This is a genomic window from Actinomadura logoneensis, from assembly GCF_003428695.1.
Taxonomy (GTDB): domain Bacteria; phylum Actinomycetota; class Actinomycetes; order Streptosporangiales; family Streptosporangiaceae; genus Spirillospora; species Spirillospora logoneensis.
The window spans coordinates 1-26,218 of record NZ_QURH01001048.1 but is presented as its reverse complement, the minus strand read 5'-3'; the positions used below and the strand labels follow the sequence as shown (position 1 = coordinate 26,218).

The following is a 26,218-nucleotide window of genomic DNA, read 5'->3' as shown; positions in this document are numbered from 1 at the left end:
GCAAGGCCGCCGCCCTGCACGCCCAGGCGGACAGGATGCGTGCCCGCGCGTCCACGGCCACCCGCGCCAGGGACATGGCCCGCCGCGCCGACCGGATGCTCGCCGCCACCGAGCCCGTCCGGCGCACCGCGCGCGTCGCGCGGATCCGGCTGCCCGAGCCCGCCCCGTCCGGCCGGACGCCGCTCGGCGCGGTCAGCCTCACCAAGTCCTACGGTGACCTGGACGTCCTCACCGGCGTCGACCTCGCCGTCGACCGGGGGAGCCGACTGGTCGTCCTCGGCCTGAACGGCGCGGGCAAGACGACGCTGCTGCGGATCCTCGCAGGCCGCGAACGTCCCGACTCCGGACGCGTCGTCCACGGCCACGGCCTGCGGCTCGGCTACTTCGCGCAGGAGCACGACACCCTGGACCCGGACCTGCCGGTCGCGGCGAACCTCGCCGCCGCCGCGCCGCACCTCTCCGCTGCGGAGGCACGCAACATCCTCGGCGCGTTCCTGTTCAACGGCGACGACGTCGACAAGCCGGCCGGGGTCCTGTCGGGCGGAGAGAAGACCCGTCTCGCGCTGGCCGGGCTGGTCGCGTCCGCCGCGAACGTGCTGCTGCTGGACGAGCCGACCAACAACCTCGACCCGGAGTCCCGAGCCGAGGTGCTGCGCGCGGTCGCGGAGTACCGGGGCGCGATCGTCATGGTCACCCACGACGAGGCAGCGGTCGAGGCCCTACGCCCCGACCGCGTCCTCCTCCTCCCCGACGCGGTCGAGGACCTCTGGAGCCCCGACCACACCGACCTCATCGCCCTCTCCTGACCATGGGCGGTTGACGGCGGACAGGACCGCCCGCAGGGAGGCGTTGAGGGTGGAGGCCCCCAGTGCCGCGCCCCAGCGGACCCGGCCGTTGACGCGGCACTCGGCGTAGGCCGCGGCCACGCTGTCATGCCCCTCGCTCAGGGCGTGCTCGCTGAAGTCCAGGACCTCCACGCCGATCCCGGCCTGGGCGAGCGCGTCCACGAAGGCGGCGATGGGACCGGTGCCGGTGCCGGTCGCGGTGACGCGCGTGCCGTCGACGTCGAGGACGATGGTCAGGTGGTGCGCTCCGTCGCCGGGCTCGACGGAGCTGTGGGATACCAGCCGTACGGGGGCGTCCTGGTTCAGGTACTCGCGCTCGAACAGTTCCCACAGCCGCTTGGCGGAGACCTCCTGCCCGTCCTCGTCCGAGACGGTCTGCACGGCGCGCGAGAACTCGATCTGCATACGGCGCGGCAGGTCCAGGCCGTGGCCGGTCTGGAGGAGGTAGGCGACGCCGCCCTTGCCGGACTGGCTGTTGACCCGGATGACCGCCTCATAGGAGCGTCCCAGGTCGTGCGGGTCGATGGGCAGGTACGGGACGTCCCACGGGGCGCGGTCCGGGGACGGCTGGGCGTCGTGCCGGGCCAGGCCCTTCTTGATCGCGTCCTGGTGGGTGCCGGAGAAGGCGGTGTGGACCAGGTCGCCGGCATAGGGCTGGCGCTCGTGGACGGGCAGCCTGTTGCAGTACTCGACCGTGCGGCGGATCTCGTCGATGTCGGAGAAGTCCAGCATCGGGTCGACGCCCTGGGTGTACAGGTTCAGGGCCAGGGTGACGAGGCAGACGTTGCCGGTCCGCTCGCCGTTTCCGAAGAGGCAGCCCTCGACCCGCTGCGCCCCCGCCAGCAGCGCCAGCTCGGCGCAGGCCACGCCGGTGCCGCGGTCGTTGTGCGGGTGCACGGAGAGGACCACGCCGTCCCGCCGGGCCAGGTTGCGGTGCATGTACTCGATCTGGTCGGCGTAGACGTTGGGGGTGGCGATCTCGACCGTGGCGGGGAGGTTCACGATGACCGGACGGTCCGGGCGGGCGTCCCACAGCCGGGTCATCGCGTCGCACACCTCCAGCGCGTAGTCCGGCTCGGTCATGTTGAACACCTCCGGCGAGAACTCGAAGCGGACCTCGCCGCCCCGGTGCCGCTCCGCGCCCCGCAGAACGTCCTCGCCCCCTGCGAGGATCAGCCTCGTCAGCTCGTCCCGGTCGTGGCCCAGGACCACGTTCCGCCAGGTGGGAGCCGTCGCGGTGTACATGTGGACGACGGTGCGGGGGAGTCCCTCGATCGCCTCGAAGGTGCGGTCGATCAGGTCACGGCGGGCCGGGGTGAAGACGACCACGGTCACATCGTCGGGAACCCGGCCCTCCTCGGCGAGCCGCCGGACGAAGGCGAAGTCGGTCCGGCTGGCGGACGGGTAGCCGACCTCGATCTCCTTGAAGCCCATGGCGACGAACATGTCGAACATGCGCTGCTTGCGGGCGGGGTCCATCGGTTCGGCCAGGGCCTGGTTGCCGTCCCGCAGGTCGACCGGGACCCAGAGGGGGGCTTGCTCGATCCGGTGGTGCGGCCAGGTGCGGACGCCGCCCAGCGGAACGTCGACGCGTTCGTGGGCGGGACGGTAGCGGTCGTAGGGCATGCGGCTGCCGCGCTGGCGGTTCCACGAGGGGGCGTCAGGCGGCACTGGGCCGTCGGGGGTGCGCAGGGTCGGAAAGCTGACGGTCATCTACCGTTCCTCGGTGACGTCGGGTGGACCGGCAGCGCCGAACCTCCGCGGCGGGGCGCCGGTCCGGTCAGCTCCCGCCGCGGCCGCCGAGAAGCAGACCGCGCAACGTCATGGGCGGTACGCTAGACCAGAACAACTCCTCAGACAACCTGACAAGTGAGCGCCATGGTCCACGTTCCCCTCCGCCGTAGTCCGCTGGTCGACCAGGCCGCTGATCTGCTCCGCGCGCGGATCACCGCCGGCGAGTGGCCGGTCGGTACCCGGTTGCCCGGTGAGACCACGCTGGCCAGGGACCTGGGGGTCGGCCGGTCCACCGTCCGCGAGGCCGTCCGGGCCCTCGCGGGCGCCGGGCTCCTGGAGTCGCGCCAGGGCTCGGGGGTGTACGTGCTGGCTCTGGAGCCGGTGACGAGCTGGGACGTGAAGCTGCGGCAGGCGTCGGTGGCCGACGTCTTCGAGGTCCGGACCCTCCTGGAGGTCGAGGCGGCCCGCCTCGCCGCCACCCGCCGGGACGACGCCGACCTCGCCGTACTGGAGAGCGCGCTGGCGGCGCGGAAGGCCGCCGCGTCGGCCGACGACCCCGCCTTCGTGGACGCCGACATCGCACTGCACACAGCGGTCGTGGCCGCAGCTCACAACCCCGTCCTGACCGGCCTCTTCCACACGTTCGTCCCCAGGCTCCGCGCGGGACTCCTGGACCTGCTGCGGATGGTCCCTCTGCGAGAGGAGACCCCGGACCACGGCCACACCGGACACGCGGCCCTGGTCAAAGCCATCCGAGCCCGCGACGACGACTTGGCCGCCCACGTCATGCACGAGGAGGTGCAGCGCACCCTCGCCCTGGTCCGCTCCGCCCGGACCAGGCCTGGAGACGGGGCTTGAGCAGCAACCGAAACACAGATGCGCCGGAGGACGGCGAAGATCATGATTGAGGGATGCCTGTCAACGAACACCTCATGGCGGCGTTCTTCCTCACGACACTGGTCGCAATGATCACACCCGGCCCCGACATGCTGTTCATCCTGGGGTGCGGGATGCGCGGCGGCCCACGCGCCGGACTGCTGGCGACCGCCGGGGTCGCGACCAGCGAAGCGATCCACGTCGCGGTCGCCGCGGCCGGCCTCGCGGCCCTGTTCGCCGCCGTCCCCACCGCGTTCGCCGTCGTCCGGATCCTCGGCGCCGCCTACCTGATCTACCTGGGCGTGCAGACCATCCGCCACCGCAAGGGCGTCCCCGACGCCGACGACGCCATCGCCGCCACCGGCATGTCCGCACGCCGCGCCTACCTCAACGGCCTGCTCACCAACCTGCTCAACCCGAAGATGGTCACCTTCACCATCGCCTTCCTGCCCCAGTTCGTGGACCCGGCCCGCGGCCACGTCGGCGCCCAGTTCGCGATCCTCGGCGCGATCCTGATCGCCATGGAGTTCCTGGTGGACGGCCTGGTCGGCGTCACCGCCGGACGGATCGGCGGCTGGCTGCGCCGCCGCCGCACCGCCCGCCGCCGCATCGACACCGCCACCGGCGGCATCTTCATCGGCCTCGGCATCCGCCTGGCCGTCGAACGCTGACACACCCCACCGCATCGGACGCCCCCGCCGGCCCATCCCACCCCCCGACACCACGCATCCAAGTGCCCGACCCAATCCTGAGCCGCTCATCCGCAGGTGGTTCGGCGTTCGGGGCAGCAGGCGGCGTTGGACCGGCTGCTGGCGGCGGCTCCGGAGAGGGTGCGGGACCAGGTCGCGGCTCCGGCGGGGCGTCCGGGCTCCGGCGCGTCCCACAGCCTTCCCCTGGCATCGCCGGCGTGATCACAGCACAGGTGGTTACCGTGTGACCGGTGAGCCTCAGAAACGTCGGCTGGTCCCAGCAGCACCCCACCAAGCCGCTCACCGACCCCGACGACGGGCCGATCGAGGTCGATGTGGAGATGGCTCCGCTGATCGAGGCCCTCTGGGCCGCCGGCCACACCACGATCATGAGCTGCCAGGACATCGGCGAGTCCATCCTCACCGGCGGCACGGCCCTCCCCGAGCACCTGTGGGAGCGGAACGGCGCCTTCTACCTGGGCATGGCCTGGCTCAAGGTCCCCGCCGACCAGGGCCCCCGGCTCATGCGGGTCTGGGAGCCGCTGGCCCGGGAGCGGCGCGGCGAGTGGCTCGCCCAGGTCCCCATCGAGGGCGGGCGACTCTGCGGCTTCGCCTCCATCCACTTCCCCCGCGAACAGATCACCCGGGCCGCCGACCTTCTCGCCTGACGGCACCGCAGGCGAACACGGGCCGCCTACTCTGCCTCCCGGAGCCTCAACGGCGCTCCTCACCGAAGAACCTCACGAGGCCTCGGATAGGTGCATCTATGTCTCTCATATCTAGACCAGATGTCTCCATGTGGATAAGGATCCACCCCTCCTCCGACGCATCCGGGAACTGCTGCCGATACGCACTGACGCATTCGCTGAGGACCCAGTACGTATAGCTCTCTGAATCAGCCTCGGCTGGGTCCAGGCCTGTGGTCAGGCCAGGCCCGGGCGGCGTGGCCAAGATGACGTCCGTTGGTTCGTCCTCCCGGTTATTGAGCAGGACTCCTGCCACTTCGGGCACAGGCTTTCCGCCGTAGAGTTCATAGGCAATCGGCCACCAGACCACCTCGGCGACGCACCCGGCAGAGGTTTCTGGAACCGAACCGACTCTGAACTCCACCCACGGCACGCCTACCAGCGCCGACCTGCACTTCTCTACGACCCCTGGTGCGCCAGATGCAATCACGTATCTCACGGACATCCCACCGCCGCGCTCATGCTTGGCATAATCCTCGGCCTTCCGAGCTTCGCTTCAAGGGTGCCACTTGATCACCGAGCGGACCGGACTGCCGTTGCCTGTCGGGAGCTCAGCAGCCAGCACCCACGACAGCCTGGGCTTGGAGCCACTGGTGCGCGGCATCCCGCCGATCCGTTCGCGGCGCGGTCCGCGCCGGCGCCGCCCGGGCAAACCGCACGGCGACAAGGGCTATGACCACGCGTAGCTGTGCCGCTGGCTGCGCCGGCGGGGCATCAGGGCCCGCATCGCACGGCGGGGAGTGGAGTCATCCCAGCTGTTGGGCCGCCACCGCTGGGTGGTCGAGCGGACGGTTTCGTGGCTGGCCGGCTGTCGCCGTCTGCACCGCCGCTAAGAACGCAAGGCCGAGCACTTCCTGGCCTTCGTAGTTTCATCGCCGCAGCCCTGATCTGCCACCGCCGCCTCACCATCGGCCCACAGCGCTTCGCGAGTCATCTTGCGAGTCTCCTCACCTGGTCATTTGTCGCGGGGGGCCACAGGTGGGCCGTCCGGGCTGATGGTGGTGTGCGGCCATTGGGCGGACTCGTCGCGTCGGAGTCGGGAGACCTCCTCCATGCGGTCGCCGGGGATGATGACCTGCGTGACGTCCACGGCGTTCTCGTCCTTGGCGCTGTAGCTGATGCGGACGATCTCCCAGACCGGCAGGTCAGCGGGGATGAGAAGGAGCTTGGTCTCGTCCGGGCCGGGCATGCGGACGCGGCGGCGTTCCAGCCACTCGAGCGGTCCGTGCCCTCTGGCCTCGATGGCATCGATCCATGCGCCGGGACCGGTGCCGAAGGGATCCTCCACCTCGGGCACCTCCTGCGAGATGCGCGGGTGGATCCACGATGTGCTGATCTGGAACGCGGGTTCGCCTTCGGGACCGGTCACCCGGAGTCGTCGCATGACCATCGAGTCGACCGGGACGTTCAGCATGTGCGCCAGGCGCGGATCGCTGATCGGGGCCTTGCCGACCTCCGGGGTGATGTGGTGGACCCACAGCTCGTTCCCCATCGCTGCGGGGAAGGAGTACCCGCCCGCAACCTGCTGACCGTCGCGCACGTGCCGGGTGTTACGCCGGACGGTACCGGTGCGCATGACGACCCTGCGGTGCGTCGGCCGGACGACCGTCCCTCGTCGCGGGACGGAGACGACGCGTCCACCTTGGGCGAGCTTCCCCATGGCGCGGACGACAACGTTGCGACCGACGCCGTAGTGCTCGGCCAGCCTCTCCATCGGGGGCAAGGTCTCTCCAGGCTCCCACTCGCCCCCGTCGATGCGGCGGAGAAGATCATCGGCGATCTCGTTGTAGCGCGCTGATCCCACGTGGCCGACTCCTCCCGGTGCCTGGCTTCATTGAAGCTCCGGCGCTGGGGGCGGTCAGGTGAATGTGCGGATCAGGCGTTCCTTGAGGGCGGTGAAGGGCGGGTAGACGACGCGCATGGTGTCGGGGGAGAGCGGCTTGTCCAGGACGGCCTTGGCGTGGCTGAACGTCTCGAACGAGCGGCGGCCGTGGTACGCGCCCATCCCGCTCTCCCCGACGCCGCCGAACGGCAGTTCGGGAACCGTCAGGTGCGCGTTCGGCAACCCGAACCCGACCGCGCCCGACGACGTCTCGGCGAGCACCCGCCGCTTGGTCGCCGGGTCGGCGGTGAACGCGTACAGCGCGAGCGGCTTGTCCCGCTCGTTGATGAAGGCGAGCGCGGCGTCCAGGTCCGGGACGCGCAGGACCGGCAGGATCGGCCCGAAGATCTCCTCCGCCATCACCGGCGCGTCCGGCTCCACGTCCCCGAGGACGGTCGGCGCGATGTACCGCTTCGCCCGATCGTGCTCGCCGCCCGCGACGACGCGTCCCCCCTCCAGCAGCGCGGTGAGCCGGTCGAAGTGGCGCTCGTTGACGATCCGCCCGTAGTCGGGGCTGCGGGACGGGTCGTCCCCGTACATCGCGCGGATCGCGTCCGCGAGGTGCCGTTCGAGCTCGTCCGCCGTCCCGTCGCCCACGGCGAGGACGTAGTCGGGCGCGGTGCAGCTCTGGCCCGCGTTGAAGAACTTGCCCCACGCCAGGCGGCGCGCGGTCGCGGCCAGATCGACACCGGACTCCACGATGGCCGGGCTCTTGCCGCCCAGCTCCAACGTCACCGGGGTCACGTGCTCGGCGGCGGCCCGCATGATGATGCGTCCGACATGCCCGTTTCCGGTGTAGAAGATGTGGTCGAACCGCTGCTCCAGCAGGGCCGTCGTCTCCTCGACGCCGCCCTCCACGACCGTGAACGCCGCGTCGTCCAGGTAGCGGGGGAGCAGCCGCGCGAGCGCCGCCGACGTCGCCGGGGCCAGCTCGCTCGGCTTGAGCACGACGCAGTTCCCGGCCGCGAGTGCCCCCACGACCGGCGCCAGCGCCAGCATCACCGGGTAGTTCCACGGGCTGATGACCAGGACGACGCCCAGCGGCTCCCACACCGTCCGGGCCCGCGCGGGCACCAGCGAACGCGGCACCCACGCGCGCTCCGGCCGCGTCCAGCGCTCCAGATGCCGCAGCGCGTGGTCCACCTCGTTGACGACGAACCCCAGCTCGGACGCGTGGCTCTCCACCGGCCCCTTGCCGAGGTCGGCCTGGAGCGCCGTCGCCAACTCGGTTTCTCGCTCGGTCAGCAACGCCCGCAGGGCGCGCAACTGCTCCCGTCGCCAGGCGAGCGGCTTCGTCCGCCCGCTCCCGAAGCCGTCCCGCAGCCGCCGCACGACCTCGGCCGGACTCGCACTCATCCCGCGCACCCCCCTCGCGGGCGCGACACCGCGTCGCGCCCCTCCCTCCGGACGTTAGCCCGCCGACAGAGTGCGACGCAACGTTGCGTTGCATTATGCTCGTCACATGAGCGGACCCCGGCGGCGGCGCGAGATCTTCGACGCGGCCCTGCGCGACCTGGCCGCACTCGGCTTCGACCGCATGACGATCGAGGGCGTCGCCGAGCGCGCCGGCGTGAACAAGACGACGATCTACCGCTGGTGGCCGTCCAAGGCCGCGCTGCTCGGCGCGGCGCTCGTGGACGCCCCGCTGCTCGACCTGCCGATGCCCGACACCGGCACGCTGCGCGGCGACCTGACCGCGCTCGTGGACGGCCTGATCCGCCTCGTCGCCGGCGGGACGGCGACCGGCGCGTCCGAGGACGAGACGGACGGCGAGGGCGGCGGCGATGCGGTAGTCGGTGCGGCGAGCGGCGATGCGAGCGGTGCGGTGGGCGGCGAGGCCGGGGGTGCGGCGCGGGCGGCGCTCGCCGCGGCCGTGGGCAACCCGGAGCTGGCCGCGCACTTCCGCGCGTTCTTCGCCGACCGCCTGGCCCGCGAGCAGGCGATCGTGGACCGCGCCGTCCGCCGGGGCGAGTTGCGCCCCGGCGCCGACACGATGCTGCTGATGGACCTGCTCGCGGGCGCGGTCTGGACCCGCGCCGCCTTCCGCGGCGAACCGGTCCCGCCCGACTTCGCCGCGCGGGCCGTCTCCGCCGTCCTGGACGGCCTGCGCTGACGACGCGAAAGCACGCCGACGGATGGGACGCGCGGCGGCGGACCGGAACCGGCGGACGGAACCGGCGGACCGGGACCGACGGACCCGTGGGGTCAGAACTCGATCAGGCCGGCCTTCTCCCGCGTGTACGCCAGGACGGAGTCGTGCCCGTACCCGCTGTCCTTGACGCCCTCCAGCGGGAACATGACCTTGCGGAAGGTGTTCACCCAGACCGTCCCGGTCTCCAAGCGGCGGAACATGCGCTGCGCGGTGCCGAGGTCGCTCGTCCACACCCCGGCCGCCAGCCCGTAGGACGAGTCGTTGGCGATCGCGACCGCGTCGTCCTCGGTGTCGAACGGCAGCACCACCGCGACCGGCCCGAAGATCTCCTCCTGGCAGATCCGCAGCCCGTTGTCCTCGGTCGCGAACAGCGTCGGCTCGACCCAGTAGCCGCCCGCGAAGCGCTCGTCCTCGACGGCCTCGGCCCCGAAGCGCCCGCCGAAGACCAGCTCCGCGCCCTCCTTCCGCCCGATCTCCAGGTAGGACGTGACGCGCTCGAACTGCTCCCGGGACACGATCGGCCCCATGGTCGTCTCGTCCGACATCGGGTCGCCCAGCCGGACCGTCGCCGCGATCTCCTTCATCCGGTGCAGCATCTCGTCGTACACCGGACGCTGGATCAGCACGCGCGACCCGCCGTAGCAGATCTGCCCCGCGTTCGCCGTGAAGATCGCCTGCGTGGTGACGCCCACGGCGGCCCGGTCGAGGTCGGCGTCCGCGAACACGATGTTGGGCGACTTGCCGCCGAGCTCCAGCGCCAGCGGCTTCAGCGCGTCCGCCGACGCCCGGGTGATGAGCTTCGCCGTCTCCACCGACCCCGTCAGGCTGATCTTGTTGACGCCGCGGTGCCGGACGAGCGGGTCGCCGACCTCCTCGCCGAGCCCCGACACCACGTTCAGGACCCCGGCGGGCAGCACGTCGGCGAGCAGTTCGCCCAGCCGCAGGGACGACACGCTCGCCTGCTCGGCGGGCTTGATGATCACGGTGTTCCCGGCCGCCAGCGCGAACGCGGCCTTGGCCGAGAACGTCGAGATGGGGGAGTTCCACGGAATGATCCCGAGCGTCACCCCGTACGGCTCGCGCCGCGTCATCCCGAGGCTGCCGGGGCCGAAGTCGACCGTGCGCCCCTCGACGGCCGCGGCGCACTCGGCCGCCGCGTTCGTCCACAGGTAGGTCATGCCGGGCAGGTCGCGCTTGGCGGTCTCGTTGATCGTCCGGCCGTTGTCCCGCGTCTCCAGCTCGGCCAGCTCCGCCGCGTGCTTCGCGAAGACACCGGCGACCTTCCGCAGGTAGTGCGCCCGTCCGGCGGCGGGCATGCCGGACCACTTCGGGAAGGCCGCGCGGGCCGCCGCCACCGCCGCGTCCGCGTCCTCCGCCCCGCTGCGCGGGATGCGCGCCCACACCTCGCCGGTCGCCGGGTCCACGCTGTCGAGCGTTCCGCCGCCCTCCGCCGTCCGCAGCTCCCCGCCGACCAGATTCCGATACTCGCGCAGCGCGTCCGCCATCGCCGTCCCTCCCGGATCGTCTGGCGAACAAGCGTACGCTTGGTTGGCGACGGGCGGAAGGCCGGCACGGAACACCCCGCACCGGCCCCTACGACACGCAACCACCCCAAGACGACACGCCGCCACCACGACGCGCTGCGGACAAACAGCGCGGCGCGCTGCCGGCACGACGCGCCGCGGTGCCGACACGAGACGACGCAAGCCACCGCGAAGCAGCGCCAACGCGACGCGGCGCGGTGGCAGTACGACGCGGCGTCAACACGGCGCAGCGCGGTGGCAACGTGCCGCGTCCGGCCGGTTCGCTAGCTCGCGACGCAGAACGGGTGGCCCGCCGGGTCGGTCAGCACCACCCACTGGCCGTCGCCCGGCTGGAGGTCCGGCCGCCCGGCGCCCAGCCGGACCAGCTCGTCCACCACGGCCTCCACGTCGGTGACGTTGAAGTCCAGGTGCGCCTGCTCCGCCGGGCCGGGCCACGCCGGACGCCCGCGCCGACCTCGCCCACCGGCGCGTCCTGGCGTCGGCGCGCACCGGCGACTTCGACTACGCCCTCTGCGAGGACCTTCTCGACCTCCTGGCGACGGCCCTGCGCGACACCGTGGACGGCCCCGCCCCGTCCCGGGACCGTCCCCGCCCCGCAGACCGCCACCTCGTCGCCGCCGCCCGCGCCGCGATCCTCGACGGGCACCCCGCCGCCGGTTCGCTGACGTCCCTCGCCGCGCTGGTCGGCGCGTCCCCCTACCGGCTCAGCCGCGCCTTCCCCCGCGAGGTCGGCGTCACGGTCACCCGCTTCCGGCACCGCGTCCGCATCGCCCGGGCCCTCGACCGGCTCGAAGCGGGCGACACCGACCTCGGCGCCCTCGCCGCCGACCTCGGCTACGCCGACCAGGCCCACCTGACCCGGACCGTGCGGCAGTACCTCGGCCACACCCCCGCCGCCCTGCGCCGCCTCCTCGCCCCACCGCCCGAGTGACCGGGGGAGGACGGGCCGTGCCACGCCCCCGGATCGCAGAGGGACGCGGCACGGCGGCTCGGGGAGTGTCCTACCCGCGGAGGCGGGCGAGGCTCGCGGGCAGCTCGCCCTCGTGCACGACCGTCAGGCTCCGGGTCGCGCGGGTGACCGCGACGTACAGGTCGTGGCCGCCGCGCGGGCGCTCGGCCGTGATGCCGGACGGGTCGACGACGATCACCGCGTCGAACTCCAGCCCCTTGGACTCCTCGGCCGTCAGCACGACGACGGGCGCGTCCAGCGCCTCCGGCGTCGCGCCCGCCGGGGCGTCGGGAAGCGCGGCGCGGACGGCCGCGTGCCGCGACAGCGAGGAGATCACCGCCAGCCGGCCCTCGCCGTCCCGGCCGGTGACGACCGCCGCGAACTCCTCGGCGACCAGGTCGGGGAGCGCCGCCAGCCCGTGCAGCGTCCCGGACTCGTACCGGGACTCGCCGTCCGAGGCCGGGACGAGCCGCACCGCCCGCGGCGGCAGGCCGTCGTCGCGCACCGGCTCCGGGGACTCCTGGGTCGGGTCGACCGAGGCCAGGACGTCGTCGGCGACCTCCATGATGGCGGCCGGGGTGCGGTAGTTGACCATGAGGCGCTGCTCCCGCCACCGCCCCGGGACGTACCGGTCGAGCATCTGCCCCCAACTGCGCGCCCCCGCCGGGCTCCCGGTCTGCGCGGTGTCGCCGACGACCGTCATCGACCGCGTCGGGACGCGCCGCATGACCGTCCGCCACGCCATCTCCGACAGCTCCTGCGCCTCGTCCACGATGACGTGCCCGTAGGCCCACTGCCGGTCGGCGGCGGCGCGCTCGGCCGTGGTGCGCGCCGGACCGTCGTCGTGGTGCCGACCGGCGATGTCGGAGGCGTCCATCAGGGACGTCCACCAGCCCTCGGTCATCTGGATCACCTCGGCCGCGTACCGCTCCTCCTCGGCGCGCTCGGCCGCCGCGGCGCGCCGCCGGGCGCGCTCGGCCGGGTCGTCGTGCCCGAGCCACTCGGCCGCCTCGTCCAGCAGCGGGACGTCCTCGACCGTCCAGCCCGCGCCGGGCTCCCGGTACAGCAGCGCGGACTCGGCGGGCGTGAACCCCGCGGCCGCGCCGAGGCGGGCGAGCGCGTCGGCGTCGGCGAAGAACTCGGCGAGCAGCCGCTGCGGCGTCAGCTCCGGCCACAGGGCGTCGAGCGCCGCGCGGACGGCCGGGAGCTGCCACAGCTCCGCCTTCGCGAGCCGCATCTCGGCCTCGTCCAGGAGCGGCAGGTCCTCCGCCTCCTCGTTCAGCTCGCGCAGCCACGCGGGGACCCCGCCGCTGTCGGCGACCAGGGCCTCCAGCGGCTCCTCGATCATCCGCTCGTACTGCTCGGCCCGGTCGGTCGCCAGGGCCTCCAGCATCTCGTGGACGTACAGCCGCCGCTGGACGTTGTGCGGCGCGCGGAGGTTGCGCGCCCGGTCCCGCGCCCGCGCGCAGGTCTCCGCGTCCAGGGTCAGGGTCAGGTCGTCCAGCTCGACGGACAGGCCGCCCTCCGGCGCGACCTCGCGGTCGTGCACGGCCGCCTCGACCAGGTACGCCATCCGGTGGTCGCCCTTGACGACCGCGACCTCCGGCTCGTCGTGCCCCTTCGCGCGGACGCCCGGGTACAGCTCGCCGACGGTGGTGAGCACGACGTCGGTCTCGCCGAGCCCGGGCAGCACCTGCTCGATGTAGCGCAGGAACGTCGGGTTCGGCCCGACGATCAGGATGCCGCGCCGCTCCAGCACGTCGCGGTGGGTGTAGAGGAGGTAGGCGGCGCGGTGCAGGGCCGCGACGGTCTTGCCGGTGCCCGGCCCGCCCTGCACGACCAGCACGCCGTGCAGCCCGGAGCGGATCACCTCGTCCTGCTCCTGCTGGATGGTGGCGACCACGTCGCTCATCCGGCCCGTCCGGCCGCGGCGCAGCGTCGCGAGCAGCGCCGCCTCGCCGACGACCGAGCGGCGCGCGTCCTCGCCGAGCCCGTCCAGGTCGAACACCTCGTCGTCCACCCGGACCACCTCGCGGCGGCGCGTGTGCACGTGGCGGCGGCGCGCGAGCGTGCCGGGGGAGGACGGCGTGGCGGTGTAGAACGGGCGCGCCGCGGCGGCCCGCCAGTCGATCAGCAGGGGCTCGCGGTCCTCGTCGCGCAGCCCGATGCGGCCGATGTAGAACGTGTCGCCCGGCTCGCCGGGCCGGTCCGGACGGTGGTCGACGCGCCCGAAGCACAGCCCGTGCTCGACGCCGAGCAGCCGGGACAGCGTGCGCGCCGCCTCGTCCGTCGCGACCGACTTCTCCAGCCGCGCCTGCAGCCCCGCGCCGCCCCCGCCGAGCGGCCCCTCGCGCAGCGCCCGTTCGGCGGCGGCGCGCTCGGCGTCGAGCCGCGCGTACATGTACCCGACGCGCTCACCCTCCTCGCGCAGCGCCCGCTGGACCGCGTCGCCCCCGGCCGCCGTGCCGTTCGCCGTGCCGTTCGCCGCGCCGCTCGTCTCGTCCGCCGCGCCCTGTGCCGTGCCGTCCGCCCCGCCCTGAGCCGTGCCGTTCGCCGTGTCGTGCCCGGTCGTGGTCCCGCTCTCCGCCACCTGCGCCATCCCCGCCTCACCGTCGTTCACGTTGCCTGCCGCCTCCCCGCTCCGGGCGTCCGCCACGCCGCCGTTCACCGCCGGACGCCGCGCCGGGACGGCGTCCTCCGTCCGCTCGCCGCCGCCGGACACCGTGGTCTCACCTGGCCGCTTGACCGACCGCGGTTGACGTGTCTCCATTCCCCTGCTATCCTCATTTTCAGAGTGGGGTAAGTCTGCTCAGTCGAGCCGAGGTTCCGAGTTTAACACTCCCGGCGGCTCCTGATCCCCTTTTGCAAGATCATTTTTCGTCCTCTCGCGGACGCCCGCGCGTCACCCGTCCGCCACGGCCGGGTCACGCCCGGCAGGGACGCTGTCCGACGACCACCCGCCGGACCCCCGAGAGGTCTCCATGCCCGAAGCTCCTCGCCCCCTCAGCCCCGCCTCCGAATCCGCCTCCGAATCCGCCCCCGCCCGCGCCGTCGGGCGGCGCTCCGTGCTCGCCGGGTCCCTCGCCCTCGGCGCCGCCGGTGCGCTGAGCGTGTCCGGCGCGTCGTCCGCCACGGCCGCCACCTCCGCCGGCAAGCCGGGACGCGGCCTTCCCGGCGACCCGTTCACGCTGGGCGTCGCCTCCGGGGACCCCGACCACGACGGCTTCGTCCTCTGGACGCGCCTCGCCCTCGACCCGCACGCCGCCGACGGCCTGGGCGGCATGCCCGCGCGCGCCTTCCGCGTCGAGTGGCAGCTCGCGGCGGACGAGCGGTTCCGCCACATCGTCCGGCACGGGACCGCGCAGGCGCGCCCCGAGGCCGCGCACAGCGTCCACGTCGAGCTGGACGGCCTGGCCGCCGGCCGCGACTACTGGTACCGCTTCCGCGTGGACGGCCACGTCTCGCCCGCCGGACGCGCCCGCACCGCCCCGAGCCCGTTCAGCTTCGGCGGCCCGCTCGCGATGGCCTTCGTCTCCTGCAGCCAGTTCGAACATGGCTACTTCACGTCCTACCGACGCCTGGCCGAGGAGGAGCCCGACCTCATCCTCCACCTGGGCGACTACCAGTACGAGTACAAGAAGGGCGACTACAAGATCCCGGGTGGGAACGTCCGCGACCACGAGGGCCCCGAGACCGTCTCGCTCGCCGACTACCGGCACCGGTACGCGCAGTACCGCAGCGACCTCGACCTCCAGGCCGCGCACGCCGCCGCGCCCTGGCTGGTGGTCTTCGACGACCACGAGGTGGAGAACAACTGGGCCGGGTCCGTCCCCGAGGAGGGCTCCGACACCCCGGCCACCGCCGACTTCCTCAAGCGCCGCGCCGCCGCGTTCCAGGCGTACTACGAGAACATGCCGCTGCGCCGCCGCTCGCTCCCGCACGGGCCGGGCATGCAGCTCTACCGGCGGATCCGCTGGGGCCGCCTCGCCAACTTCCACATGCTCGACACCCGCCAGTTCCGCGACGACCAGGCGTGCGGCGACGGCTACCAGAACTGCGCCGCCGCCGACGACCCGTCCCGCACGATCACCGGCGGCGCGCAGGAGCGGTGGCTGCTGGAGGGCTTCCGCCGGTCCGCCGCCCGCTGGGACATCCTCGGCCAGCAGGTGTTCTTCGGCCAGCGCGACCGCGACGCCGGCCCCCTCAAGGTGACCAGCATGGACGCCTGGGACGGCTACACCGCCTCCCGCGAGCGCATCACCCGCGGCTGGGTGGACGCCCGCGTCCGCAACGCCGTCGTCCTGACCGGCGACGTGCACGCGCACTGGGCCGGCGACCTCAAGGTGGACTACGACGACCCGTCCGCCCCGGTCGTCGGCGCCGAACTGGTCTGCTCGTCCATCACCACCGGCGGCGACGGAGCGGACGGCGACGGCACGCACCCGTGGTTCAGGAACAACCCGGCGCTGAAGTTCTACTCCAACCAGCGCGGCTACGTGATGACCCGCATCGACCGCGACCAGATGAAGGCCGACTTCAAGACCGTCGCGACCGTCCGGACGCCGGGCGCGGCGGCCTCCACCAAGGCCACCTACGTCATCGAGGACCGCGTTCCGGGCCTCAAGCGGACCTACCTGCGCCCGTACACCCCGCCGAAGGGCTTCGCCCGCTCCGGCGCCGACCTCGACCGCCAGACCGTCGAGGCCGAGACCGCCCGACCCTGACCCTTCCCCGGCGCCCACCCCGCGTGGGCGCCGGGCCGTCAGCCGCCGTGACGCTCCCGCACGGCGTCCAGCACCTCGCCGAGCCGCCCCCGAGCCCGCGCCGACCGCAGATGGTCGAGGTAGTCCCGCGACTCGACGATCTTCCCGTCCCGCACCCGCAGGACGAAGACCCCCGGAATGCCGAACGCCTCCCCGGTCTCCACCACCGTCCCCTCGTACCGGAACTCGCCCACGACGACCTCGGGATCGGCGGTCTCGTGCACCACGATCCCGACCGGCCGCCGCCGCAACGTGTGCCCGGCCGAGGAGCCACCCCCGAAGTGCGCGCGCAGCTCCTCGAGCGAACGCAGCGGAGGCGCTTCGAGCGGATGAAACGGATGCTCCACATGCGTCCGCTCGGCATACAGCCCAAGCACCTCCTCCACCCGCCCCTCACACACTCCGTGAACAAGCCGCAAGAACACCTCCCGCGGACTCAGGGCTTCGGCCACCAGACCTCTCCCCTCGAAGATCACCACCACCGGCCGTCCGCGCGCTGAGGCGGCGCGGACGAGGCTCCGCCCGTTCCAGGACGAGGGGCGTGCGCCGCCGTGTCCGGACGCGAGCCGCAATATAATTCGCCAAGGAATTATTCGTCAACGAACTGTCTGCGGCTCGTGCTCGCCGGGGCGCCCGGCCGCGGGGCCATGACCCGCTCAGCGCCGTCGGGTCAGCCCAGCTTCACGGTGATCCCGAAGTCGCGCCAAGCCGTGCCGAAGTCCTGGTAGTACATCGTGGAACCGTCGTCGATGCCGGTGACCGTCCCCTTGGCCACGACGTCGAGGTTGCCGCTGAGAGAGAAGACCGGTCCGCCGCTGTCGCCAAGGTGGGCCGCCGGTCCGCCGTCGGCACGACGAGCGACGACCAGGTCGGTGTACCACTCCGTTCTGCCGTAGGCGTCGGGCTTGAACCAGCCGACATAGGTGAAGTTGTCGGTGTTCTGGATCCCGCACACGGCGCCGCTGGACGAGCCGGACTGGCAGACCCACTCGTTCGCGTAGGCCCAGTCCCAGCCGATGACGCCCTTGGCGAAGTCGCCCCGCCAACTGCCGTCCCAGATGCGCCCGCCCGAATCGGCGTCGATGAGGAGCAGGTCATGCTCGGTGTTCTCCCGGGAGGCCCATCCGATCCAGAGGCCGGTCCCGTCCGTCGTCCATGCGCCGTTGTGCCAGCCGCCCCCGACGCGGCCACAGTGACCGGCGGTCAACAGGTAACTGCGCCCGCTGCCGTCGGTGACCCCCCACCCCGCGGTGCACCGGTACTTGATGTCGCCCTTGATGTCGTCGTTGAGGATGGCGCCGCCTCCGTAGTAGCGCGGTGAGTCATCGTTACGGCCGGCGACGCCGGGGACGTCACCCTCGACATAGCGCACCGGGACGCCGGAGACGGTCTTGGCCTGAGCGGCGAGCGCCTTCGGCTTGTCCTTGGTGGTCAGGACGAGCCCCTCTCCTCGGAGCGACCCGGCGACCTGGCTGATCGGATACTTCGGATCCTTCTTCATCTCGGCTATCAGCTTGGCGGCAGCCGCCTTGAGTTCGGTCTGGGAGTACCGGGCTGGTCTCACCTCGACCGACGCGGTGCCGCGCGCCTGGACAACGGCCTTGCTCACCGCGGCGGGAAGCGTGCCCTTCCACCACAGCTCGACCGAGTGGGGTTGCAGGACGATACCCGCGAAACCGCCGTGTCCGTTCTTCTCCATCGCCCAGGAGATCTTGGACGCCGCCGCCTTCAGCGGCACCTGGTCCTGCATCTTCTGCCGGATGTCGGCGGGGATATGGCTGAACGGAACAGCCTCGACGGCGTCCTTGTCCCCGCCGGACGCCTGATCCGCCGCCGCGGGCACCATCCCCGCCAGGGACACGCTCAGCACTGCCACACCCAACACCCCGACGAACCGCGCCGAGCCGTGCCTGAAACCCATGTGTTTCCCTCGCCTAGACCTGTGGCCAGGCCAAATTATTGATCAACTTTACGGAAGCATGGTGTGCACAGCGTGCGGTTCGACTCTGCAACGCGTGCAGCCGATATCCAGGGAGGAACGGACCGCCGCGTCTCGGCGTGACTACGTGCACGGGGTGTGGAGGGCCTCGTGGGATCAGGCGCTCGCGGTCGGCTTGGCGGGGCGGCGGAGGACGGGCGGGCGCCGCTCGCCATGCCGGTCTGGTACCTGTACGAGCCGGGCGGCGAGATCCGCTTCATCACCGGCGGGAAAAGCCGGAAGATGCGGCTCGTCCGGGTCGCGGGACGGGTCACGCTGACCGTCCAGGACAAGGCGCCGCCGTATCGGTACGTGACGGTGGAGGGGGACGTGGCCGGATACGAGGAGCCCGCCGATCCGGCGGATCGGCGGGCCGTCGCCGAGCGGTACCTCGGAGTTGAGGGCGGGGTGGCGTATCTCGCGTCCACTGCGCATACCGCGCTGGAGACGGTGCTCGTGCGGGTGCGGCCGACGCGGTGGCTGTCGCGCGGCGAGTCCATGGGGTGAGGGCCGCGCCCGGCTCCCGGCCGCGGGCGGTCAGGTGGGGGTGACGGTGGAGGCAAGGGCGCTGACGAGGCCGTCGGCGCCGGTGGGGTCGGCGGATTCCAGTTCGAGGACGTTGCCGTCGCGCAGGCGGATCGCGAAGTTGGCGAGCTTGATGGTGACCTGGGCGCGGGACGCCTCGCGGCGCTCGACCCTGGCGACCTGGCGTCGGTCGACCTCGGCGACCAGGTCCTTGGCGCGGCCCATGACCAGCCACGACTGGGAGAACAGCAGCAGGCGGCGGTCGGTGACGGCGGCGACCATCTTGGCGGGCAGGCCGTTCGCGCCGGTCGCCTCGACCAGCCGGACGCCGGTGACGTTGCCGAGCGCCGCGTAGTAGCCGTCGCGCTTGAGCGTGCCGGGAAGGCTGACCATGCAGCTCGCCAGCAGCCGTTCGCCGGGCTGCGCCGTCTGCTGGAACGCCTTCTTCACCGGCCAGTCGCGTGCGGCCATGGGGGGATCCCTTCCGTGGGGGGTGCGGACGGTCGTTGACTGTACAGCCAGCCAGTCATCGTTGTCCGGGGATTCCGCGGAGCGGGGAGAATGGGGCGTCGCTGGTTCCAGGAGGGGGTTCGGTTGTCGCCACGGTCGGAGGAGACCAACCGGGAGCTGCGCGAGCAGTCCCGGCACCGCATCCTGGACGCCGCGCTGGAGCTGTTCGCCGAGCACGGGTACGAGGGCGCGACCGTCGCCCGGATCGCCGCCCGCGCCGGCGTCGCCCGCGGTCTGGTCCCCTACTACTTCGGGACGAAGGAGGCGCTGCTGGAGGAGCTGCTGGCCGGGGCCATGACCGGCGCCTTCGGGCTGGCCGCGCCCGCCCCGGGCGAGACGACCGCCGACGAGCGGCTGGCCGGGCTGATCGACCGCGTCCTGGCCGCCGCGCACGGGGCCGTCCCCGTGCAGCGGCTCGTGCTGTGCCTGATGCTGCAGCCCGCGACCCGCGAGGTGTACGCGCGCGTCGAGGCGTCCCATGAGGCCGTGGTCACCGCCTTCGAGGACGGCATCCGCTCGATCTTCGCCGACCGCGGCGCGCCCGACCCCGCCCTGGAGGAGATGCTGCTGCGCAGCGTCCTCGAAGGCGTGATCTTCAAGCTGGCGGTCTATCCCGGGACGTATCCGCTGGAGGACGTCCGCCGCCGCGTCCACGCCATGTACGGCCTGACGCCCGCGGCCCCGCTGCTGCCGGACGCGCCGCCGCGCCCCGCGACCCGGCTCCGCGCCTGAGCGGGCCGCGTCACGACCTGCGGTAGGTGGTGTCCTCGGCGGTGTGCGGGGTGTGGAAGATGGCGTCCAGGTCGTAGTCGACCGGCACCTCGAGCTGCTCGTAGGTGCACGACTCGGGGGTGCGGTCGGGGCGCCAGCGGCGGAACTGGCCCATGTGCCGGAAGCGGTCGCCCTCCATGGCCTGGTAGGCGACCTCCACCACCAGCTCGGGACGGAGCGGCACCCACGAGAGGTCCTTCTTGCCCGTCCAGCGGGAGACGGCGCCGGGCATGCGGTCGACGGTGGCCTCGTCCTGCTCGGCCCACCCCGACCACGGGTGCTCCGACAGGTCGTCCAGGTTGTAGGGCTTCAGCTCGTCCACCAGTTCCGCGCGGCGCTTCATGGGGAACGACCCGACCACGCCCACGTGCTGGAGGCGCCCCTCGGCGTTGTAGAGGCCGAGCAGCAGCGAGCCGACGACCGGCCCGGACTTGTGCCAGCGGAACCCGGCGACCACGCAGTCGGCGGTGCGTTCGTGCTTCACCTTGAACAGGGCGCGCTTGTCCGGCTGGTAGGGGATGTCGCGGGGCTTGGCGATCACGCCGTCCAGCCCGGCGCCCTCGAACTCGGTGAACCAGCGCCGCGCCAGCCCGACCGAGTCGGTCGCGGGCGTCACGTGGATCGGCGGCCGGACGCCGGCGAGCGCCTCCAGGAGCCGGGTGCGCCGCTCGCCCAGCGGGACGTCCATCAGCGACTCGTCGCCGAGCGCCAGCAGGTCGAACGCCACGAACGACGCGGGCGTCTGCTCCGACAGCAGCTTGATGCGCGACGCCGCGGGATGGATGCGCTGCTGGAGCCTGTCGAAGTCGAGCCGGGTGCCGCCGCGCAGGACGATCTCGCCGTCCACCACGCAGCGGACGGGCAGCTCCCGCTTCACCGCCTCCACCAGCTCCGGGAAGTACCTGGTCAGCGGCTTCTCGCCGCGGCTGGACAGCTCGACCTCGTCGCCGTCGCGGAAGATGATGCAGCGGAAGCCGTCCCACTTCGGCTCGTACAGCAGGTCGCCCTCGGGCATCGTCTTGACGGCCTTGGCCAGCATCGGCGGCAGCGGCGGGCTGATCGGCAGGTCCATGGGTCCATCATGGCCCGCGCCCCCGACAGAACCCGGCCCCGGGGCACCCCTCGGAGGGTCCGGCGCGTCCAGAACCCGCAGGTCAGCGCGGTCAAATCGCGAATACGCGGACGTTCCAGGGCGGGCTGTCGCGTGCGCCGCCGCTCGATCACGTCCGGTGGTGCGATCCTCACGAAAAGGCCGTGCGGCGCCGGGGAACGCGCGACACTCGGGGTGGGGGAACCACGCGGAGGGGAGCCGGGGTGGAGTACGCCGCGCTCGGGGCATGGATTCTGGCCGCCCTCGCCGGGGCGTACCTGCTGGTGCGCTGGCTGGCGGCGGGCGGGCTGCGCGGCCAGCCCGCCAAGGTGACGCGCTTCCCGGCCGCCGTGCTCGTCGGCCACCCGCTGTCGGCCCTCACCGGCCTGGCCGCCTGGACCCTCTTCGTCGCCACGGGCCGGATCTGGTGCGCCTGGCTGGCCTTCGCGATCCTGCTCGCCGCCGCGTTCCAGGGCCTCCTGCTGTTCACCCGCTGGCTCGTCGGCGACCGGGGCGGACGGCACGCCCGCGGCGCCGACCAGCGCTTCCCGGCCACGGCCGTGGTCGTGCACGGCCTGGTCGCGGTCACCACCTTCGTCCTCGTCCTGTTCGCGTCCCTCACCGCCGCCCGCCGATGACCGCGCGTCCCGTTCCGGCGGACGGCGGGGGCGGGGGAGAGGCGGACGGCTCAGACCCGGCGCAGGACGGTCATCGAGTGCTCGACGATCTCCAGTTCGTCGCGCGCCTTCACCCGGGGGCGCTCGCCCACCGTGCCGGGCGCGGCGGTGTCGAGCGCGACCTCCCAGCGCTCTCCGTACTCGGGGCTCGGGACGGTGAACTCCACGGCCTCCGAGTGGGCGTTGATCAGCAGCAGGAACGAGTCGTCGGTGATCTGCCGCCCCCGCACGTCCGGCTCGTTGATCGCGTCGCCGTTCAGGTAGACGCCGAGCGACTTGGCGAACCCGGCGTGCCAGTCGTCGTCGGTCATCGGCTCGCCGGACGGCGTGAGCCAGGCGATGTCGGCGTCGTGGCCGGCCGAGCCCGCGCCCGCGCCCTGGAAGAACCGGCGGCGCCGGAACACCGGGTGCTCGTGCCGCAGCCGCGACACGATCCGGACGAACTCCAGCTCGTCCGCGGCGTCCTCCGCCGCCTCCCAGTCGATCCAGGTCAGCTCGTTGTCCTGGCAGTAGGCGTTGTTGTTGCCCCGCTGCGTGCGGGCGAGCTCGTCGCCGTGCGACAGCATCGGCACGCCCTGGGACAGGAACAGCGTCGCCAGGAAGTTGCGCCGCTGCCGCGCCCGCAGCTCCCGGACGGTCGGGTCGTCGGTCGGGCCCTCGGCGCCGCAGTTCCAGGAGCGGTTGTCGTCCGTCCCGTCCCGGTTGTCCTCGCCGTTGGCCTCGTTGTGCTTGCCCTCGTAGGCCACCAGGTCGGCGAGCGTGAACCCGTCGTGGCAGGTCACGAAGTTGATCGACGCGAACGGGCGGCGCGCGCTGTGCTCGTACAGGTCGGACGAGCCGGTCAGCCGGGACGCGAACTCCGGCAGCGTCTCGAACGAGCCGCGCCAGAAGTCCCGCACGGTGTCGCGGTACTTGCCGTTCCACTCGCTCCACAGCGGCGGGAAGTTCCCGACCTGGTACCCGCCCTCGCCGACGTCCCACGGCTCGGCGATCAGCTTGACCTGCGAGACCACCGGGTCCTGCTGGACGAGGTCGAAGAACGCCGCCAGCCGGTCCACGTCGTGCAGTTCCCGCGCGAGCGCGCTCGCCAGGTCGAACCGGAACCCGTCCACGTGCATCTCGAGGATCCAGTAGCGCAGCGAGTCCATGATGAGCTGCAGCGCGTGCGGGCTCCGCACGTTCAGTGAATTGCCGCATCCCGTGTAGTCCAGGTGGTAGCGGCGGTCGTCGTCCCGCAACCGGTAGTAGGACGAATTGTCGATGCCCCGGAACGACAGCGTCGGACCCAGATGGTCGCCTTCCGCGGTGTGGTTGTAGACGACGTCGAGAATCACTTCGATGCCGGCCTGGTGCAGTGTTCGGACCATCGCCTTGAATTCGAGGACCTGCTCCCCGCACTGACCGGTCGCCGAATACGTGTTGTGCGGCGCGAGAAAACCGATGGTGTTGTATCCCCAGTAGTTCGTCAGCCCGCGCGCGACCATCGCGTGCTCGGGCACGAACTGGTGCACCGGCATCAGCTCGACCGCCGTCACCCCCAGTTCGAGCAGGTGGTCGATCATCACCGGGTGCGCCAGGCCCGCGTAGGTGCCGCGCTGCTCCTCCGGGATGCCCGGATGCCGCATCGTCAGCCCGCGCACGTGCGCCTCGTAGATGACCGTCTGGTGGTACGGCGTGCGCGGCGGCCGGTCGTCCGCCCAGTCGAAGAACGGGTTGATGACCACGTTCTTCGGCATGTACGGCGCCGAGTCGTCGGTGTTCAGCTCGTCCGGATCGCCGAACCGGTACGAGAACAGCGCCTCGTGCCACCGCACCCCGCCCTCGACCGCCTTCCCGTAGGGGTCGAGCAGCAGCTTCGCCGGGTTGCACCGGTCGCCGGTCTCCGGGGTGTACGGCCCGTGCACCCGGTACCCGTACCGCTGCCCGGGGCCGACCCCCGGCAGGTACCCGTGCCACACGAACCCGTCCACCTCCGGCAGGACGATCCGCTCCTCCCTCCCGTCCGCCTCGAACAGGCAGACCTCCACCCGCTCCGCGACCTCGGAGAACAGCCCGAAATTGGTCCCCGACCCGTCCCAGGTCGCTCCCAGCGGAAAAGCGTCCCCTGGCCAGACCTCGCGCATCGCCGTCTCACTCCTCGAACGCAGACCGCCTCTTCCCGTCGCCCCTCACCTACCCAACAAAGCGCCTACCGTTCAGGCGGGAGCGAAGAGACGTCGAAACGCTCACCGCGGCGGGACCGGACGGGGCCGGCGGGCGAGGACCTCGGGAACGCGGTCGAGGGAACGGGCCTGCGCGACCAACTCGTCGTCGATGCATCCGAGCAGCCAGTAGAGCGTCGCGTGGCGCTTCTCCAGCGGCCGGTCGTGAATGGGCTCGTAGTGCATGACCCGGTTCCGGAAAAGCACCATGCTCAGGAAGGGCCGGTGCAGGTTGCGGCGCGGCCCCCGGTACCCGGGGAACGCGCGGTGCAGCACCGGGACCCAGAACCCGCGGTCGGACGCCCTGCTCAGCAGCTCGACCCAGAAACCGAAGGTCAGCTCGGCGACCACATCGTCGGGGGTCACGGGCCGGTTGTGGTCGCGGGTGACCTTGCGGCGCGCCTTGCGCCGGGCGTCGTCGACCTTGAGGCGCGACTCCGGCAGCAGCGGCGCCACCCGCCACCAGTCGTCGCGGCCGTGGTGCTCGCGGAGCCGGTCGTGGAGCGAGTTGCGGAGCGAGACCTCCAGCCAGTGCAGCGGACCGTAGAAGGCTGCGGAGATCTCCACGTTCCAGGCGTAGAGCCGCAGCACGGCGTCGGCCTGCCGGCTCGTCGCGAGGAGGTAGGGGTCGAGGCGCGGCTGCGACAGGGCCCGGCACAGCCACTCGGGAGGAGGGGTGATGGTCATCGAGCACACTCCGGGGGGAAAGCCGTTGGAAGAACGGCGCTTCGGTGGTAGCCTTCTTCTTGGAAGCCCCGGGTCCGCCTCTGCATCGCATGCCGCCCGGGGCACAGTTATTTTCACGGCGAGTCCGCTTCTGCGGGCTCGCCGTTCTCGTTGCTGGGAAAACCTTACAGTCGCCGAAGTGGTGCTACCGAAAGGACAAATCCGGGCCTAATTGGTCATTCCGGGAATTGCCAGACCGTTTCGTCGCCGGATGTTCTGTCGGTCGGGCGCATGCCGATTTTCGCGGCCACGGACGCGGACGGCGTGTTGTCCGGATGGATGGACGCGGCGATCGTGCGGACGTTCTGCGCGCGCAGCCACGCGACCAGGGCCTCGGCGGCCTCGGTGGCGAAGCCGAACCCCTGGTACGGCATCCCGACGATCCACGCGATCCACGTCTCGGCCGGAGTGACCGTGGCCTGGACGGTGCCGATCGCCCGCCCGTCGCGGGCGCGCCGGACGATCCAGTTGAGCCACCCCTCCTGGTGGAAGGGGGCGGGCCCGGCGGCGAGGCGGGCGTAGCGGGCCCGCAGCTCGGGGAGGGTCAGCGGCTCGCCGCCGATGTGGGTGTGCAGGCGCGCGTCGTCCAGGACCTCGGCCATCTCGTCCGCGTGGTGGACGGTCAGGGGCTCCAGGACGAGGCGGCGGGTGCGGAGCGTCTCCGCCAGCGGGCCGAACACGCGGACGAGACTAGGGGATCATCCGCCGCGTCCGCTGGAACACGCGCGTCCAGGCCCGTTCAGGTGGCGGGACGGAGGCGGTGCGCCCAGACGCCTTCGGGATGCTCGCGGGGCGGGAGCCACAGCCACGGCTGCGTCCGGCGGAAGTCGAGGGTGGTGCCGGGCTGCCAGGGGAACAGGTCGCCGCCGTCCGGCCACACGACCTGGAGGTAGGGGAGCGGAGGGCGGCGGTAGAAGGACACGGCGCCGGGGAACGCGGAGCGGTACCAGGTCGGCTCGACCCCGCGGAAGGCGGCCGGGTGCCCGCGCGCGACCTCCGGATCGACCTCGCCGTCCTGCGGCGCGGTGCCGCCGGCGGCCCGTCGGCCGAGGGCGTTGAGCGTCTCCTCCATCTCGTAGACGTCCCCGCCGAACATCGCCAGCTCCGGTGCGCCGAAGCTGTGCCAGAGGCCGATGCTGTAGACCCAGCCCGGCGCCCGCTCGTCGGGTTGGACGAGCACCACGCTGAACCCGTACTGCGCGATGTGCACGATCGTGCGGAGGTTGAAGGTGTCCATGCGGTCGCGGTCACCGTAGTCGTGGTCCAGTACGCAGTGGCACTCGCGGCGGCCGTCGGACATGCCGCCAGCTTACGATCATTTCCCCCGCGCGGCCGGGCGAGTGCCGGCCCTCGCGCCCCCGGTGTCCTTCGTCGAGCCGCACCAGCCGGAGCGGTGCGGCTCCCGCCTCGACGACCTGTTCGTGGCGACGACCTGGGTCAACGTGCCGCTCGCGCGGGCTTTGACAGAGCGGTACACCGACCGATTGGCCGGACTTGACGCGCCACTGGCCCAATGTGCGCTAACGTACGCGCGCGGGTCGCCGGCCGCCGCCGGCGGCG

26 protein-coding genes and 1 pseudogene are annotated in these 26,218 nt (G+C 72.3%); 12 read left to right on the top strand and 15 right to left on the bottom strand.

Annotated features, from left to right (window positions below; translation table 11 throughout):
* A partial coding sequence (locus tag DZF91_RS37900; RefSeq protein WP_147341569.1) for an ATP-binding cassette domain-containing protein occupies window positions 1-806 on the top strand: 806 nt, incomplete at its 5' end.
* On the opposite strand, the gene leuA is transcribed toward DZF91_RS37900, so the two are convergent.
* Window positions 720-2,471: a 2-isopropylmalate synthase gene (gene leuA / locus DZF91_RS37895; RefSeq protein ID WP_199487174.1), complete on the bottom strand. Its 1,752-nt coding sequence runs from the start codon at window positions 2,469-2,471 to the stop codon at window positions 720-722. The genes DZF91_RS37900 and leuA overlap by 87 nt on opposite strands.
* A 252-nt stretch (window positions 2,472-2,723) precedes the next feature.
* Here leuA and DZF91_RS37890 point away from each other — a divergent pair, with 252 nt between their 5' ends.
* The 3 genes from DZF91_RS37890 (at window position 2,724) to DZF91_RS37880 (ending at window position 4,812) form a co-directional block, all read left to right on the top strand.
* Window positions 2,724-3,437, top strand: a complete 714-nt coding sequence (locus DZF91_RS37890) for a FadR/GntR family transcriptional regulator (protein ID WP_117361842.1) — start codon at window positions 2,724-2,726, stop codon at window positions 3,435-3,437.
* A gap of 53 nt (window positions 3,438-3,490) precedes the next feature.
* Entirely contained in the window at window positions 3,491-4,126 is a 636-nt protein-coding gene (locus tag DZF91_RS37885) for a LysE family translocator (RefSeq protein WP_117361841.1), read from the top strand.
* Window positions 4,127-4,395: 269 nt separating this feature from the next.
* Window positions 4,396-4,812: a hypothetical protein gene (locus DZF91_RS37880; protein ID WP_117361840.1), complete on the top strand. Its 417-nt coding sequence runs from the start codon at window positions 4,396-4,398 to the stop codon at window positions 4,810-4,812.
* A gap of 46 nt (window positions 4,813-4,858) precedes the next feature.
* Here DZF91_RS37880 and DZF91_RS39225 read toward each other — a convergent pair whose 3' ends face one another.
* On the bottom strand, window positions 4,859-5,329 hold the full coding sequence (locus DZF91_RS39225) for a hypothetical protein (protein ID WP_147341568.1): 471 nt from the start codon (window positions 5,327-5,329) through the stop codon (window positions 4,859-4,861).
* A gap of 67 nt (window positions 5,330-5,396) precedes the next feature.
* On the opposite strand from DZF91_RS39225, the pseudogene DZF91_RS37870 reads away from it, so the two are divergent.
* Window positions 5,397-5,720 (top strand): annotated as a pseudogene (locus tag DZF91_RS37870) (transposase); the annotation flags it as partial.
* A 125-nt stretch (window positions 5,721-5,845) separates the two neighbouring features.
* On the opposite strand, the gene DZF91_RS37865 reads toward DZF91_RS37870, so the two are convergent.
* A complete protein-coding gene (locus DZF91_RS37865) occupies window positions 5,846-6,694 on the bottom strand; it encodes a GntR family transcriptional regulator (RefSeq protein ID WP_117361838.1) in 849 nt (282 codons plus the stop codon).
* A 54-nt stretch (window positions 6,695-6,748) separates the two neighbouring features.
* A complete protein-coding gene (locus DZF91_RS37860; protein WP_117361846.1) occupies window positions 6,749-8,128 on the bottom strand; it encodes an aldehyde dehydrogenase family protein in 1,380 nt (459 codons plus the stop codon).
* Between the two features lie 106 nt (window positions 8,129-8,234).
* On the opposite strand from DZF91_RS37860, the gene DZF91_RS37855 reads away from it, so the two are divergent.
* Window positions 8,235-8,885: a TetR/AcrR family transcriptional regulator gene (locus DZF91_RS37855; protein WP_117361837.1), complete on the top strand. Its 651-nt coding sequence runs from the start codon at window positions 8,235-8,237 to the stop codon at window positions 8,883-8,885.
* A gap of 92 nt (window positions 8,886-8,977) precedes the next feature.
* Here DZF91_RS37855 and DZF91_RS37850 read toward each other — a convergent pair whose 3' ends face one another.
* On the bottom strand, window positions 8,978-10,429 hold the full coding sequence (locus DZF91_RS37850) for an aldehyde dehydrogenase family protein (protein ID WP_117361836.1): 1,452 nt from the start codon (window positions 10,427-10,429) through the stop codon (window positions 8,978-8,980).
* A gap of 302 nt (window positions 10,430-10,731) precedes the next feature.
* Window positions 10,732-11,067 carry a VOC family protein gene (locus DZF91_RS42825; RefSeq protein ID WP_268916012.1) on the bottom strand — a complete coding sequence of 112 codons (336 nt, stop codon included), beginning with the start codon at window positions 11,065-11,067 and terminating at the stop codon, window positions 10,732-10,734.
* On the opposite strand from DZF91_RS42825, the gene DZF91_RS37845 reads away from it, so the two are divergent.
* Complete coding sequence (locus tag DZF91_RS37845) at window positions 11,025-11,399, top strand: helix-turn-helix transcriptional regulator (protein ID WP_235834852.1); 375 nt, start codon at window positions 11,025-11,027, stop codon at window positions 11,397-11,399. The genes DZF91_RS42825 and DZF91_RS37845 overlap by 43 nt on opposite strands.
* A gap of 70 nt (window positions 11,400-11,469) precedes the next feature.
* On the opposite strand, the gene DZF91_RS37840 is transcribed toward DZF91_RS37845, so the two are convergent.
* Window positions 11,470-13,818 carry a HelD family protein gene (locus tag DZF91_RS37840; RefSeq protein WP_117361845.1) on the bottom strand — a complete coding sequence of 783 codons (2,349 nt, stop codon included), beginning with the start codon at window positions 13,816-13,818 and terminating at the stop codon, window positions 11,470-11,472.
* Window positions 13,819-14,398: 580 nt separating this feature from the next.
* Here DZF91_RS37840 and DZF91_RS37835 point away from each other — a divergent pair.
* Window positions 14,399-16,141 carry an alkaline phosphatase D family protein gene (locus tag DZF91_RS37835; protein ID WP_117361834.1) on the top strand — a complete coding sequence of 581 codons (1,743 nt, stop codon included), beginning with the start codon at window positions 14,399-14,401 and terminating at the stop codon, window positions 16,139-16,141.
* 38 nt (window positions 16,142-16,179) lie between these two features.
* On the opposite strand, the gene DZF91_RS37830 is transcribed toward DZF91_RS37835, so the two are convergent.
* Window positions 16,180-16,605, bottom strand: coding sequence for a nuclear transport factor 2 family protein (locus DZF91_RS37830; RefSeq protein WP_268916011.1), 426 nt, complete (start codon window positions 16,603-16,605; stop codon window positions 16,180-16,182).
* Between the two features lie 245 nt (window positions 16,606-16,850).
* Window positions 16,851-18,056, bottom strand: coding sequence for a chymotrypsin family serine protease (locus tag DZF91_RS37825; RefSeq protein WP_147341567.1), 1,206 nt, complete (start codon window positions 18,054-18,056; stop codon window positions 16,851-16,853).
* A 201-nt stretch (window positions 18,057-18,257) separates the two neighbouring features.
* Between DZF91_RS37825 and DZF91_RS37820 the strand changes: the two genes are divergently transcribed.
* Window positions 18,258-18,665 (top strand): pyridoxamine 5'-phosphate oxidase family protein, encoded by a 408-nt coding sequence (locus tag DZF91_RS37820; RefSeq protein WP_456236666.1) that lies wholly within the window; start codon window positions 18,258-18,260, stop codon window positions 18,663-18,665.
* Between the two features lie 30 nt (window positions 18,666-18,695).
* Here the strand turns inward: DZF91_RS37820 and DZF91_RS40845 are convergent, their stop codons facing one another.
* Entirely contained in the window at window positions 18,696-19,154 is a 459-nt protein-coding gene (locus DZF91_RS40845; protein ID WP_158588143.1) for a hypothetical protein, read from the bottom strand.
* A gap of 123 nt (window positions 19,155-19,277) precedes the next feature.
* Between DZF91_RS40845 and DZF91_RS37810 the strand changes: the two genes are divergently transcribed.
* On the top strand, window positions 19,278-19,925 hold the full coding sequence (locus tag DZF91_RS37810) for a TetR/AcrR family transcriptional regulator (protein ID WP_235834851.1): 648 nt from the start codon (window positions 19,278-19,280) through the stop codon (window positions 19,923-19,925).
* A 10-nt stretch (window positions 19,926-19,935) separates the two neighbouring features.
* Here DZF91_RS37810 and DZF91_RS37805 read toward each other — a convergent pair whose 3' ends face one another.
* Window positions 19,936-21,036: an ATP-dependent DNA ligase gene (locus DZF91_RS37805; protein ID WP_117361830.1), complete on the bottom strand. Its 1,101-nt coding sequence runs from the start codon at window positions 21,034-21,036 to the stop codon at window positions 19,936-19,938.
* Between the two features lie 242 nt (window positions 21,037-21,278).
* Here DZF91_RS37805 and DZF91_RS37800 point away from each other — a divergent pair, with 242 nt between their 5' ends.
* Window positions 21,279-21,692 carry a hypothetical protein gene (locus tag DZF91_RS37800; protein WP_117361829.1) on the top strand — a complete coding sequence of 138 codons (414 nt, stop codon included), beginning with the start codon at window positions 21,279-21,281 and terminating at the stop codon, window positions 21,690-21,692.
* Between the two features lie 50 nt (window positions 21,693-21,742).
* On the opposite strand, the gene glgX is transcribed toward DZF91_RS37800, so the two are convergent.
* From glgX to DZF91_RS37780, 4 genes are all read right to left on the bottom strand, one after another.
* The gene (glgX, locus tag DZF91_RS37795; RefSeq protein WP_117361828.1) at window positions 21,743-23,854 is read right to left on the bottom strand and encodes a glycogen debranching protein GlgX; all 2,112 of its coding nucleotides are present in this window, start codon (window positions 23,852-23,854) and stop codon (window positions 21,743-21,745) included.
* A 102-nt stretch (window positions 23,855-23,956) separates the two neighbouring features.
* The gene (locus DZF91_RS37790) at window positions 23,957-24,619 is read right to left on the bottom strand and encodes a hypothetical protein (RefSeq protein WP_117361827.1); all 663 of its coding nucleotides are present in this window, start codon (window positions 24,617-24,619) and stop codon (window positions 23,957-23,959) included.
* Between the two features lie 215 nt (window positions 24,620-24,834).
* On the bottom strand, window positions 24,835-25,338 hold the full coding sequence (locus DZF91_RS37785) for a GNAT family N-acetyltransferase (RefSeq protein ID WP_117361826.1): 504 nt from the start codon (window positions 25,336-25,338) through the stop codon (window positions 24,835-24,837).
* A 59-nt stretch (window positions 25,339-25,397) separates the two neighbouring features.
* Complete coding sequence (locus DZF91_RS37780; RefSeq protein ID WP_117361825.1) at window positions 25,398-25,958, bottom strand: DUF4262 domain-containing protein; 561 nt, start codon at window positions 25,956-25,958, stop codon at window positions 25,398-25,400.
* A 61-nt stretch (window positions 25,959-26,019) separates the two neighbouring features.
* On the opposite strand from DZF91_RS37780, the gene DZF91_RS41590 reads away from it, so the two are divergent.
* Window positions 26,020-26,218, top strand: a 199-nt coding sequence (locus DZF91_RS41590; RefSeq protein ID WP_207661911.1) for a hypothetical protein, incomplete at its 3' end; no start/stop codon positions are given.